This window comes from Streptosporangium sp. NPDC002607 (genome assembly GCF_053592655.1).
Map to the genome: position 1 here is coordinate 1 of NZ_JBSFWD010000113.1, position 12,171 is coordinate 12,171.

A 12,171-nucleotide genomic window follows, 5' to 3' on the forward strand; every position below is an offset into this window, starting at 1 on the left:
GTCGGTCACCGCAGCACGCTGCGGCTCCCTCCTCCGCCTTGCGAGACACCACCTGACCGATCCTCGCTACGGCAAGATCCGCAGGACAGGACCTAAGTCGTTCCAAACACACAAATCGCGTTCGAACTTCCGGAACACAGTGTTGCTCTGGTGTTAACGGGACCGTACGGTCGGCTCAACTTTCCGCCACCCGGATGTCCGTGCCGTCTCCCAGCCGCGAGGTGGCCGAACGAGTTCCCCCCAAGGCAACACAGAGCAACGCGGTGTCCCACAAAGAGCGCCTCCGCTCGGACACCGTCAAAGAAGGAGTTTGGCGTGAGCGACATCTCCATGGACGGCCTGGGCCGCCGTTCCTTCCTCAGGGCGGTCGGTCTCGGTGCCGCGGCCCTCGGCGGCGGCTCGCTGGTGAGCGCCTGCGGCGGGCTGAAGGGCACGGGCGGTTCCTCGTCCGACGTGCTCAAGATCGGATATGTCAGCCCTCAGACGGGCCCGCTGGCCGGCTTCGCCAGCGCCGACAACTTCGTGGTCAAGCAGATCCAGGAGGCGTTGCGGAACGGGTTCACCTCCGGCGGCAAGAAGCGCACGCTCGAGATCGTCGTCAAGGACACGCAGTCGAACCCCAATCGCGCCACCGAGGTCACCCGGCAGCTGATCAACAGCGACAAGGTCGACCTCATCGTCGGCTCCTCCACGCCCGACACCACCAACCCCGTGGCCGATCAGTGCGAGGCCAACGGCATCCCGAACGTCACCACGATCGCTCCGTGGGAGGCGTGGTTCCACGGCCGGGGCGGCAAGCCGGGCGAGGGTTTCAAATACACGACGCTGTTCTTCTTCGGCATGCAGGAGTTCGCCGACTGCTTCTTCCCGATGTGGGAGCGCATGGACGTCTCGAACAAGAACGTGGCGTCCCTGTGGCCCAATGACACCGACGCCAACGCGTTCCGCCGGGGGCTCGGCCCGATGATGGAGAAGGCCGGCTACACCGTGGTCGACGGCGGTGCCTACCAGGGCGGCGCGACCGACTTCACCGCGCAGATCGCGAAGTTCAAGGAGTCGGACGCAGAGCTGTTCACCTGCACCCCGATCCCCCCGGACTTCCAGACCTTCTGGAAGCAGGCCCGGCAGCAGGGCTTCCGGCCGAAGCTGGCCACCGTCGCGAAGGTCATGCTGTTCCCTTCGGAGGCCGAGGCCCTCGGTGAGCTCGCGAACAACATCGCCACCGACTTCTGGTGGAGCCCCGCCCACCCGTACACCTCCACCGTCGACGGCAAGAGCGCCAGGCAGCTCGCCGACGGCTTCGCCGCGGCCACCGGCAAGCAGTGGACCCAGGCCCTCGGCTCGGTCTACTCCCTGTTCGAGATCGCGGTCCAGGCGTTCAAGGAGGCGAGCGACCCCAAGGACCGCGACGAGGTGGCCGCCAAGCTGCGTGGCATGAAGATCAACTGCATGAGCGGGAACCTCGACTTCACCGCGGGCCCGCAGCCGGGCATCGCCATCCAGCACCCGGTCGGCGGTCAGTGGCGCAAGGGCGAGCGCTTCCCCTGGGACGTCGTCATCGTCGACAACTCGGCGAACAAGGACGTCCCCGTCGGCGGCGACCTGATGCCCACCAACGCCTGATGGCCTCGCCACTGCTGCACCTCGACGGCGTCACCAAGAGCTTCGGCAAGGTGACCGTCGCCAGGGAGCTGACGCTTTCCGTCCAGCCGGGTGAGGCGCTCGGGATCGTGGGGCCGAACGGAGCCGGAAAGTCCAGCCTGTTCGCCATGATCTCCGGTGACCTGCGCCCCGACAGCGGCGCGGTGTGGTTCGGGGGGCGGGAGGTCACCGCCGTACCGCCGCACGCCCGCACCCGGGCCGGCGTCGGCCGCACCTACCAGGTGCCCCGGCCCTTCGAGCACCTGACCGTGTTCGAGAACGTGCTGGTCTGCGCCCACCAGGGCGCCGGGCTCAAGGGCAGGCAGGCCTGGACGCACAGCATGGACGTGCTCGACGGCACCGGCCTGGCCGACCTCGCCAACACCCCCGCGGGACGGCTCACCCTGCTTCAGCGCAAGCGTCTGGAGGTGGCCCGCGCCATCGGTACCGCGCCCCGGCTGCTGCTGCTGGACGAGGTCGCCGGCGGGCTGACCGAGCCGGAGGTGGTCGAACTGGTCGAGGTGGTGAAACGGCTGCACACCGAGGGCCTCGGCATCGTCTGGATCGAGCACGTCGTGCACGCGCTGGTGAAGACGGTCGGCCGGATGGTGTGCCTGGCCGGCGGCGACGTGGTCGCGGACGGCGAGCCGATGGCGGTGCTCACCGATCCGAAGGTACGCGAGCTCTACCTGGGCGGCGGCCCGGAGACCGGCCTGACCGACGAGGAGGGCTCATGACACTGCTGTCGATCCGCGACCTCACCGTGCACCACGGCCAGCTCCGCGCCGTGGACGGCCTCAGCCTGGACATGGAGAAGGGCGAGGTGCTCGCGGTCATCGGCGCCAACGGCGCGGGCAAGTCCACGCTGCTGCGCGCCCTGGCCGGGCTCGATCCCCTGACGTCGGGGAGCATCCACTTCAAGGGGCGCGACATCACCCGCTTCCCCGCGTACAGGCGCGTGCCGGAGGGGATCGCCCTGGTGCCGGAGGGGCGGCGGCTGTTCCGCTCCCTCACGGTAGAGGAGAACCTGCTGACCGGGGCGTACCGCAGGCGTCCCGGCCCCTGGACCGTGGCCCGGGTCTACGAGCTGTTCCCCTGGATGGCCGACCGGCGCAGGCAGAACGCCGCACAGCTGTCGGGCGGCGAGCAGCAGTCGGTGGCCATCGGCAGGGCGCTGCTGTCCAACCCCGACCTGCTGCTCATCGACGAGCTGTCGCTGGGCCTGGCGCCGGTGATCGTACGCCGCATCTACCAGGTGCTCCCGGACATCGTCGCCGGCGGCACCACCGCGTTGATCGTCGAGCAGGACGTCTCCCAGGCCCTGCGGGTGGCAGACAGGTTGCACTGCCTGCTCGAAGGCCGCTCCGTCCTGCACGGACGTCCCCAGGACCTGACCTCGGAACAGGTCGAGCACGCGTATTTCGGGATCGGAGCGGCGCCGGCCGAGACCGCAGGAAAGGGACGAAACTGACATGGGTTGGCTCAACGCCGTTATCCAGGGGCTGCTGCTCGGCGGGCTCTACGCGCTGTTCGCGACCGGGTTGTCGGTGATGTTCGGCGTCATGCGGATCGTGAACCTCGCACACGGCGACCTCGCGGTGGTCGCCTCGTTCCTGGCGCTGGCCCTGATCAGCGGAACCGGGCTCCCCCTGTGGTTCGTGCTGGTCGTGACCGTGCCGCTGTTCGCCGTGCTCGGCTACCTCACCCAGCGGGTGCTGCTGCAACGCAGCCTGTCCGCGGGGCCGCTGGCGACTCTGCTGGTCACCTTCGGCCTGTCCATCGTGCTCCAGAACGTCCTGCTGGAGATCTTCTCCGCGGACACCCGCACCCTCGACGGAGGCTCCTTCGCCACGGGCTCGTTCGAGCTCAGCGGCTCGATCTCCGTCGGCTACCTCTCGCTGACGACCTTCCTGCTGGCCTGCCTCGCCCTGGCCGGCATCCAGCTGTTCCTGTCGCGCACCGGCCTTGGCCGGATGCTGCGCGCCTCGTCCGACGACCGGGAGACCGCGAACCTGGTGGGCGCCGACAGCCGGCACGTCTACGGCATCGCGACCGCCATCGCGTTCGCCACCGTCGCACTGGCCGGCCTGATGTTCGCGATCCGCTCCTCGTTCGACCCCGCGATCGGCCCCTCGCGGCTGATCTTCGCCTTCGAGGCGGTCGTCATCGGCGGTCTCGGGTCGCTGTGGGGGACACTGCTCGGCGGCATCGTCCTCGGCGTCACCCAGTCCCTGGGGGCGCAGATCGACCCCGCGCTGACCCTGCTCGCCGGCCACCTCGTCTTCCTCGCCGTGCTGGCTTTCCGGCCGCAGGGCCTGCTCGCAGGACGGACCGCATGACCATCTCCCAGATGCTGACCGCACGCGCGGCGGTGGCGGTGGACGTGAGCCGCGCCGCCCGTTCCTCCCACCTGTCGGCCGTCGCGATGCTGATCGCCGTCGCGGTGCTCGCGGCGCTCCCGTTCCTGGTGTTCAGCACGGTCACCGACACCCTCGTCAACCTGTTCGTGCTGGTCGCGCTGGCCGGCATGTGGAACCTGCTCGCCGGGTTCGGCGGGCTGGTCTCGGTGGGGCAGCAGGCCTACATCGGCATCGGTGCCTACAGCGTCATCGCGCTCGCCGACCTGGGCGTGCAGCCCTACCTCGCGGTGCCGCTGGCCGCGCTCACCTGCGCCGTCTTTGCGCTGCCGACCTCGTGGCTGGCCTTCCGGCTGCGCGGCGACTACTTCGCCGTCGGGACCTGGGTGATCGCCGAGGTATACCGGCTCCTGGTCGTACGGGTGGACAGCCTCGGCGGCGGTAGCGGCAAGGGCCTGACCGGGCTCTCCGGCATCGACCAGGTCCTGCGCGGGGCGCTGACCTACTGGACCGCGCTCGTCCTGGCACTGGCCACGATCGCCGGATGTTATCTGTTGCTGCGGGGCAGGCTCGGCCTGTCGCTCATGGCCGTACGCGACGAGGAGACCGCCGCGAGCTCCGTCGGGATCGACGTACGGCGGGCCAAGCAGGTGGTCTACCTCGTCTCGGCGATCGGTTGCGGCGCGGCCGGCGGGGTCATCACGGTGAGCTCGCTCAGCGTCAACCCCGACGCCATCTTCAGCGTGCAGTGGTCGGCGTACATGATCTTCATTGTCGTCATCGGCGGCATCGGCTCCATCGAAGGTCCCCTGATCGGGGCGGTCGTCTTCTTCGGGCTGCAGCAGTTGCTGTCCGACTACGGCTCCTGGTACCTGGTGCTCCTGGGCGCCATCGGCATCGTGGCGGCGCTCCGGCTCCCGCGGGGGTTGTGGGGGCTGGTGCGTGGCAGGACCGGTCTGAGCCTGTTCCCCGTCGGCTACTTCGTCCGGAAGCGGGACACCGATGTCGTCTCCGGTTGAGACGGTCGCTCGTACGGCGACCGCCGCCTCGGCCGTCATCGCCCGCGGTGAGCTGTCGCCCGCCGAGTCGTGGCTCAACGCGTACGCGACGGTGACGGCCGGCGAGGCCCGGGCGTGGGCGTCGGCGCTCGCCGCCGACGGTCCGCACGGTAGAGCGGCTGACCCTGCCGCTGTCTTCTCCCAACGTCCCCCCGAGTCTTGAGGAAAGAACGCCATGAAGGTGACCGCCGCCGTCGTCGACGAGCTCCACGGACCGTTCCGCATCGAAGAACTCGATCTCGACGGGCCCGGGCCGGGCGAGGCGCTGGTGAAGATCGTCGCCTCGGGAATCTGCCACACCGACGAGATCACCCGGCACGGGGACCTGCCGATGCCGTTCCCCGGCGTGCTCGGCCATGAGGGAGCGGGGGAGGTCGTGGCCGTGGGCGACGGCGTCACCCGGGTGCGGCCGGGCGACCACGTGGTAATCGGCTGGCCGTCGTGCGGCGCCTGCCGCAACTGCCGCGACGGCGAGCCGCGCTACTGCGCCCGCCTCGGGGAGGCCCTGTGCGGAGGCGGGCGGCTGCTCGGCCCGCGCGCCGGGCAGACCGCCCTGCGCCGCCCCGACGGCTCACCGGTGCACAGCCACTTCTTCGGCCAATCGTCGTTCTCGACCTACTCGCTCACCTGGGCCGACGCCCTGGTCGTGGTCCCCCGGGACGCGCCGCTGGACCTGCTCGGCCCGCTCGCCTGCGGCATCTCGACGGGCGCGGGGGCGGTGTTCAACACGCTGAAGCCCGGCCCGGGGTCGAGCCTCGTGGTGTACGGCGTGGGCGCGGTCGGGCTGGCCGCGGTGATGGCCGCCCGGCTCTCCCCGGCCACGACGATCATCGCGGTGGACCGGCACCCGGCCCGCCTCACCCTGGCCGAGGAGTTCGGCGCCACCCACACCGTCCACGTCTCCGAGGCCGACCCGGTGGCGGAGGTGCGCCGGATCTGCGGCGGGTCGGCCGACTACGCCATGGAGTGCACCGGCGTCATCCCCGTGGTACGCCAGGCGGCCGACAGCGTGGGAATGCTCGGGACCTGCGTCCTCATCGGCGGCGCGCCGGCGGGCGCGGAGTTCGGCCTCGACCACCTGTCGACGCTGTGGGGCAAGCGGGTCGTCGGCACCCTGGGCGGCAGTGGCCGCAGCGAGACGCTCATCGGCACCCTCGTCGAACTGCATCGCCAGGGACGCTTCCCGTTCGACCGGCTGGTGCGGTTCTACGACCTGGCCGACATCGACACAGCACTGCGAGACAGCCGCCAGGGCGACGTGCTCAAGCCCGTCCTGCGCATGAGCCACTGAGGACAACAGGAAAGGACACCCGCTGTGGGACTTCTCGACGACGTCGACTGGCAGGGGAACATCTTCAAGAACGGCGTGTGGACCACCGGGCGGGGAGGCGACTACGCGGTCGTCGAACCGGCCACCGGTGAGAAACTCAGCCGGATGGGGCTGGCGACCCCCGAGGACGTCGCCGAGGCGGGGGAGACGGCCACCAGGGCCCAGCGGGAGTGGGCGGCGATGCCGCACACCGCGCGCGCGGCCGTCCTGCGCAGAGCCGGAGACCTGTGGCAACGCCACGCCGAGGAGATCAGCGACTGGAACATCCGTGAGGTCGGCGCGGTCCCGGGGATGGCCGGGTTCGCGCTACACGTGGCGGCGGAGGAGTGCTACGAGGCGGCCTCGCTGCCGAGCCGGGCGACCGGCGAGGTCCTGCCGTCGGAGCAGCCGCGGCTGTCCATGGCGCGGCGGATGCCGGCGGGCGTGGTCGCGGTGATCTCACCGTTCAACGTGCCGATCATTCTCGGCATCCGGTCGGTCGCCCCGGCGCTCGCCCTCGGCAACGCCGTCATCCTCAAGCCGGACCCACGCACCGCAGTCACCGGCGGCACGCTCATGGCGCGCGTCTTCGAGGAGGCCGGCCTGCCGCCCGGTGTCCTGCAGATGCTGCCCGGCCGCGCCGATGTCGGCGAGGCCCTGGTCACCGACCCGAACGTCCGGGTCATCTCGTTCACCGGCTCGACCCCCGTGGGCCGCCGTATCGGCGAGCTGGCGGGGCGGCATCTGAAACGGGCGCATCTGGAGCTCGGCGGGAACTCCGCGCTGCTGGTGCTCGACGACGCCGACGTGGACGCGGCGGTGAACCTGGCCGCCTGGGGGTCGTTCTTCCACCAGGGGCAGATCTGCATGACGACCGGGCGTCACCTGGTCTCCGCGCGGCTGTACGACGACTTCGTGGAACGGCTCGCGGAGAAGGCCGGCGGGCTTCTGGTGGGCGACCCGAAGTCCGGCGCGGTCGCGCTGGGGCCGGTCATCGACGCGGGACAGCGGGACAAGATCCACCGCATGGTCACGGCGAGCGTGGAGCAGGGCGCGAAACCGGTGTCCGGCGGAACGTACGACGACCTCTTCTACCGGCCGACCGTGCTGGCCGACGTCCCCCTCACCGCGCCAGCCTTCGCCGAGGAGGTGTTCGGTCCCGTCGCGCCGGTCACCCGTGTGTCCTCGGCCGAGGAGGCCGCCGAGCTTGCCGCGGCGGGCGAGTACGGGCTCTCGCTGGGCATCGTGACACGTGACGTGATGCACGGGCTTGCCGTCGCGGAACGCATCCCCACCGGCATCGTGCACATCAACGACCAGACCGTGAACGACGAGGCCAACGTGCCGTTCGGCGGCGTGCGGGCGTCCGGCACCGGGGCCCGCTTCGGGGGCGCCGCGGCGAACATCGAGGCGTTCACCGAGACCCGCTGGATCACCATGCGCGGCGAGCCCGCGCGCTATCCCTTCTGACGGCCTCCCCACCACACGGCCGGCTGGATCCGGGCCGGCCGCGTGCCGCGCCACTGCCTGGCCTCCGGCGGAGGAGTATCCGCCCGTTTGGAGGCGATGTGTGAGGCTCGCGAGTAGGCCCTTTGTGGTGATTTGACTACTTTCCGTGGGGAGCGCCGGCGGAGGATGCGACAGGCCGTAGCAGGCATCGCTGACGAGTCAGTGCTCGGGCGCCGGGCGGCGTATGGCGGTGCGGAAGGCGATCGGGGTCGTGCCGGTGCGGTGGTGGAAGTACTTGCTGAAGTTGGTGGGGCTGGAGAAGCCGAGTTGGGCAGCGATGTGGGCGGCCGGTTGGTCGCCGTGGGCCAGCAGACGTTTCGCCTCCAGGATGATGCGGCGGTCGATGAACTCCTTGGCGCCGATGCCGGCGGTGGCCAAGGTGGCGCGGGAGAGGGTCCGCGGTGAGTAGCCCAGTGCCCGGGCGTAGTCCTCCACCTTGTGGCTGTGCGGAAAACCGCGCTCCACCGCGTCGCGGAAGCGCAGGTAGGTCTCCTCCGTCTCCGGGGCGAGGGCGCCGGCGGGTGAGGTCAGGTGAGTCAGACGCAGCAGCAGTACGGCCAGCAGGTGACGGAGCGCGGCGATGTGCGCCTCCAGGGGCAGCCGTCCCAGGGCGTTGAACTCGTGCCGCAGGTGATCCGTGGCGGCGGTCAGTGCCCGCAGGTCCTCGCCGGTCGCGGTCCACACCGGCGAGGTGTGGACGTCGTCCAGGCGAGCGATGTCGGCGGTGGCCGGATCGGGGAAGTCCGGCTCGAACAAGATCAAGGTGCCCTCGGCCTGGGTCAGGTCACCCCACTGGTGGACCTGCCCGGGCCGGAGCCAGAGCCACATCCCGGGTGTGAGGGCGTAGTCGGTGAAGTCGACGATGTGCCGCAAGGAGCCGCCGGTGAGAGCCAGCAGGTGGTGGAACGCGGGCCGCTGCGGCTGACCCGGATGTCGCCCGTCGATACGGGTCCGTAGATCGGCCAGCGACATCACCTCGATGGTGGCAGGGGTGCCGACCGGTGCGGCGAAGGCGACCTCGGGGATCCTCCGCCTGGCGATGTGTCGATTTTTCACCATCATCAGTCACCAGCGTACTCACCATCACCTCAGATCAGTCCCTAGTTTTGAAGGTGTCGCCGCGTATCGGAAATGAACCGGTGACGGTTATAGGCAAGACCGTAAAACAAGCGGTTGGCGTCCGCCTCGGCACCCGCCGCGACCTTCATCCGGTACGGGAGTCGCATCCCGTCCCCGGCTGTTCGGGCATCCGGCAGCCCCGATAAGAGCCTCCACCGACGATCGTCAATCCCCCATCGACAGGGAGCACATGTCATGACCACCTCGAACGACGCCAAGGCCATCGTGCTGGCGGCCGCCGGCCAGCTGTTCGGTGACAAGGACCCGTCGGCCGTAGACCGCTGGGTCGCCCCCGGCTATGTCCAGCACAGCGCTCTGATCGCCGACGGCCCTGAGGCGCTGCGACAGCTGGTGGCGGACCTGCCTCGGGAGTTCCGCTACGAGGGCGCTCGCGTCATCGCAGACGGTGACCTGGTCGCCCTTCACGGCGTCTACCATGGGTTCGGACCTCAGCCGCTGGTCGCCTTCGACATCTTCCGGGTGGAGGACGGCAAGCTCGCCGAGCACTGGGACGCCCTGGCCCCGGTCGTGCCTGCCACGGTCTCCGGCCGGTCCCAGACCGACGGCCCGGCAGAGGTCACCACGCCGGGCACGACCGAGGCCGGCCGCGCTCTGGTCGGCGAGTTCGCCGAAAAGGTTCTCGTCGGTGCCGACTACACGGTGCTGACCGACTACATCTCCACCGACACCTACAACCAGCACAACCCCGAGGCGGGGGACGGTCTGGACGGGTTCGGCGCGGCCGCGGCCGGTTGGGCCGAACAGGGCAAGAACCTGGTCTACAAGAAGATCCACAAGGTCATCGCCGAGGGCGAGTTCGTGCTGGTGGTCTCCGAGGGCGAGTTCGGGGTGCCGGTCGCCTACTACGACCTGTTCCGGGTGGAGAACGGGAAGATCGTCGAGCACTGGGACGTCATCGCCCCCATTCCGGCCGAGCTGCGACACGGCAACGGCCTGTTCTGACCCGAACCTGCCGTCCCTTCCCCGCGGTGTGCGTGGGCGGACGGCAGCGTACGTCCGCCCCGTCATCTTCCACAGGAGTCGCCCATGGCCACCAGTCGCCTGCTCGACCTGGCCGGCTACCGGCAGCCGATCGATCTCGACCGGCCGTTCCGCCCGGCCGCCGTCCCCGCGCCGGCCGCAGGGCTCGGCACGCTCGCCCGCACCGTGCTGGGGCTGCTGGAAACCGATCCGGCAGCCGGGCGGCTCGGGCTGCCACCCGGCCGAGCCGAGCACCTGGATGATGGCACCAGCCGCCGGTTGCTGCGGGCGGTGCTGACCGTCCGCGCCCCCGGCCCGCTGCCGGAAGCGGCCGTGGCGCCACTCGACGCGCTGCTGGGCGGTGAGCGCATGATGCGGGGATCGGTCGACGCCTCGACGCTGCCGGTCATCGCCGAGCAGGTACCGCGGACGGCCTATCCGGCGGCCAGGTGTACCGAACTGTGGCGAGGCGACATCACCACCCTGGCCGCCGACGCCATCGCCAACGCCGCCAACAGTGCCCTGCTGGGCTGCTACCGCCCAATGCACCCGTGCGTCGACAATGCCATCCACAACGCCGCCGGGCCTCGGATGCGCGACGACTGCGCGGTCATCATGACCCTGCAAGGCACTCCCGAGCCGACCGGCACCGCGAAGATCACCCGGGGCTACCACTTGCCCGCCCGCTACGTGCTGCACACCGTCGGCCCCGTCGTTGACGGCCCGCTGGGCGCCGGGCACGCGGCCGATCTGGCCGGTTCCTACCGTTCCTGCCTGGAGGTGGCCGCCGCCGTCGACGGTGTCCGCACGGTGGCGTTCTGCGGGATCAGCACCGGTGTGTTCGGCTATCCCAAGCCGGCGGCCGCACGGGTGGCCCTGGGCGCCGTCGCCGATTGGATGGAAGCGCATCCAGGCCGCCTGGACCGAGTGGTCTTCAACGTCTACGGCGCCGACGACCACACCGCCTACCTGCGGGCACTCACCGACTGGACCCGGCGATCATGACGCACGGTGGTCCCACCCTGACGGACCTGCGCGCCGCCGCGGACACGCTGCGTTCCTGGATCGGGGAGGCCGACCGGGTCCTCATCGGCGCCGGCGCCGGGCTGTCCGTCGCCGCAGGCTACGACTACACCGACACCCGGCGGTTCGCCGAACTGTTCCCCGCCCTGCACCGCCTCGGGTTGCGGGCCCGTTACCAGCTCATCGGCCTGCGGCTGCCACCCGACCTGCTGTGGGGATACTGGTCGGTGCACGTGACCGACATCCGCTTCGGCCCCGGCCCGCACCCCGTCTACCGGGGGCTGCGCGACCTGGTCGGCGACCGGCACCACTTCGTGATGACCTCCAACGTCGACGCGCTGTTCTCCCGTAACGGCTTCGACGCCGGCCGGATCTTCACCCCGCAGGGCGACTACGGCCGCTATCAGTGCGAACGGCCCTGCGCCCGCGATACCTGGTCCAGCAAACCGATCATCGATGCCGCACTGGCCGCCTACGATCCGGCCACTGGCCGCGTCACCGACCCCGCCGCCATCCCGGCCTGCCCCAACTGCGGCGGGGAGGTGTTCCTCAACGTGCACAAAGGGCCGGAGTACATCCCCGATCCCTACCTGCCCGCCGGTCGGCGGCTGCAGGCATGGCTGGACGACGGCCCGGCCGACGAGCGCCTGCTCGTCCTGGACATCGGCAGCGGCTACAACACCCCCACCGTCGTCCGCCTGCCCATGGAGCGCATCGCCCGCAGCCGCGCGCACGGCCGCCTGCTGCGCGTCAACCCCGTCCAACCCGAGGTGCCGGCACTACCCGGCGGCCGGGCCCTGGGCATTGCCGCCGGTGCCGGCGACCTGCTGGCCGCCGTGGCCGGTCACTGAGGTCCGGCTGCGATGACCGTGCCGGATGCCTGTCCCGACATCCGGCCCTGATCCAGCCGACGGTGTACTACTACCGCTTGTACTACGTCGTGCTTGTCGTGGAGGAACCCCGAGAAGTGATCCAGACGCGGTGAGAGCCGGCGGTCCGGTGGTGCTTCGCCCCGAAGCCCGGCGGCCGGGGTGTGCTTTGGCCAGGTGCCGCGCTGGTCAGCCGGAACCGGTCGGTCCGGGAGTGTCGATCCAGCGGGCGGCTGCGTCGAAGGGATCCGTCGGGGTGCTGTTGAACGCGATCGCCGCGTTGGGAGCGTGTCGTCGTACCAGGT

At 70.4% G+C, this 12,171-nt stretch carries 12 protein-coding genes; 11 read left to right on the plus strand and 1 reads right to left on the minus strand.

Annotation, left to right across the window (positions count from 1 at the left end; genetic code table 11):
- The first annotated feature begins 315 nt into the window (after positions 1 to 315).
- Genes ACWD3H_RS46780 through ACWD3H_RS46815 form a run of 8 tightly spaced genes read left to right on the plus strand, consistent with a single transcriptional unit; the run spans position 316 to position 7,835 of the window.
- Positions 316 to 1,623, plus strand: a complete 1,308-nt coding sequence (locus tag ACWD3H_RS46780; protein ID WP_451959672.1) for an ABC transporter substrate-binding protein — start codon at positions 316 to 318, stop codon at positions 1,621 to 1,623.
- On the plus strand, positions 1,623 to 2,378 hold the full coding sequence (locus tag ACWD3H_RS46785; RefSeq protein WP_451959673.1) for an ABC transporter ATP-binding protein: 756 nt from the start codon (positions 1,623 to 1,625) through the stop codon (positions 2,376 to 2,378). The genes ACWD3H_RS46780 and ACWD3H_RS46785 overlap by 1 nt, the downstream gene beginning before the upstream one ends.
- The gene (locus ACWD3H_RS46790) at positions 2,375 to 3,112 is read left to right on the plus strand and encodes an ABC transporter ATP-binding protein (RefSeq protein WP_451959674.1); all 738 of its coding nucleotides are present in this window, start codon (positions 2,375 to 2,377) and stop codon (positions 3,110 to 3,112) included. The genes ACWD3H_RS46785 and ACWD3H_RS46790 overlap by 4 nt, the downstream gene beginning before the upstream one ends.
- A gap of 1 nt (position 3,113) precedes the next feature.
- Positions 3,114 to 3,980, plus strand: a complete 867-nt coding sequence (locus ACWD3H_RS46795) for a branched-chain amino acid ABC transporter permease (protein ID WP_451959675.1) — start codon at positions 3,114 to 3,116, stop codon at positions 3,978 to 3,980.
- On the plus strand, positions 3,977 to 5,017 hold the full coding sequence (locus tag ACWD3H_RS46800; RefSeq protein WP_451959676.1) for a branched-chain amino acid ABC transporter permease: 1,041 nt from the start codon (positions 3,977 to 3,979) through the stop codon (positions 5,015 to 5,017). The genes ACWD3H_RS46795 and ACWD3H_RS46800 overlap by 4 nt, the downstream gene beginning before the upstream one ends.
- Complete coding sequence (locus ACWD3H_RS46805; RefSeq protein WP_451959677.1) at positions 5,001 to 5,219, plus strand: hypothetical protein; 219 nt, start codon at positions 5,001 to 5,003, stop codon at positions 5,217 to 5,219. Before ACWD3H_RS46800 ends, ACWD3H_RS46805 begins: the two co-directional genes overlap by 17 nt.
- 12 nt (positions 5,220 to 5,231) lie before the next feature.
- Complete coding sequence (locus ACWD3H_RS46810) at positions 5,232 to 6,347, plus strand: NAD(P)-dependent alcohol dehydrogenase (RefSeq protein ID WP_451959678.1); 1,116 nt, start codon at positions 5,232 to 5,234, stop codon at positions 6,345 to 6,347.
- A 24-nt stretch (positions 6,348 to 6,371) separates the two neighbouring features.
- Positions 6,372 to 7,835: a benzaldehyde dehydrogenase gene (locus ACWD3H_RS46815; RefSeq protein WP_451959679.1), complete on the plus strand. Its 1,464-nt coding sequence runs from the start codon at positions 6,372 to 6,374 to the stop codon at positions 7,833 to 7,835.
- Between the two features lie 198 nt (positions 7,836 to 8,033).
- Here ACWD3H_RS46815 and ACWD3H_RS46820 read toward each other — a convergent pair whose 3' ends face one another.
- A complete protein-coding gene (locus ACWD3H_RS46820; protein WP_451959680.1) occupies positions 8,034 to 8,936 on the minus strand; it encodes an AraC family transcriptional regulator in 903 nt (300 codons plus the stop codon).
- Between the two features lie 252 nt (positions 8,937 to 9,188).
- On the opposite strand from ACWD3H_RS46820, the gene ACWD3H_RS46825 reads away from it, so the two are divergent.
- From ACWD3H_RS46825 to ACWD3H_RS46835, 3 genes are all read left to right on the plus strand, one after another.
- Entirely contained in the window at positions 9,189 to 9,956 is a 768-nt protein-coding gene (locus ACWD3H_RS46825) for a nuclear transport factor 2 family protein (RefSeq protein ID WP_451959681.1), read from the plus strand.
- Between the two features lie 84 nt (positions 9,957 to 10,040).
- Positions 10,041 to 10,979 carry a macro domain-containing protein gene (locus tag ACWD3H_RS46830; protein WP_451959682.1) on the plus strand — a complete coding sequence of 313 codons (939 nt, stop codon included), beginning with the start codon at positions 10,041 to 10,043 and terminating at the stop codon, positions 10,977 to 10,979.
- Positions 10,976 to 11,848 carry a hypothetical protein gene (locus tag ACWD3H_RS46835; protein WP_451959683.1) on the plus strand — a complete coding sequence of 291 codons (873 nt, stop codon included), beginning with the start codon at positions 10,976 to 10,978 and terminating at the stop codon, positions 11,846 to 11,848. Before ACWD3H_RS46830 ends, ACWD3H_RS46835 begins: the two co-directional genes overlap by 4 nt.
- Positions 11,849 to 12,171 lie beyond the last annotated feature (323 nt).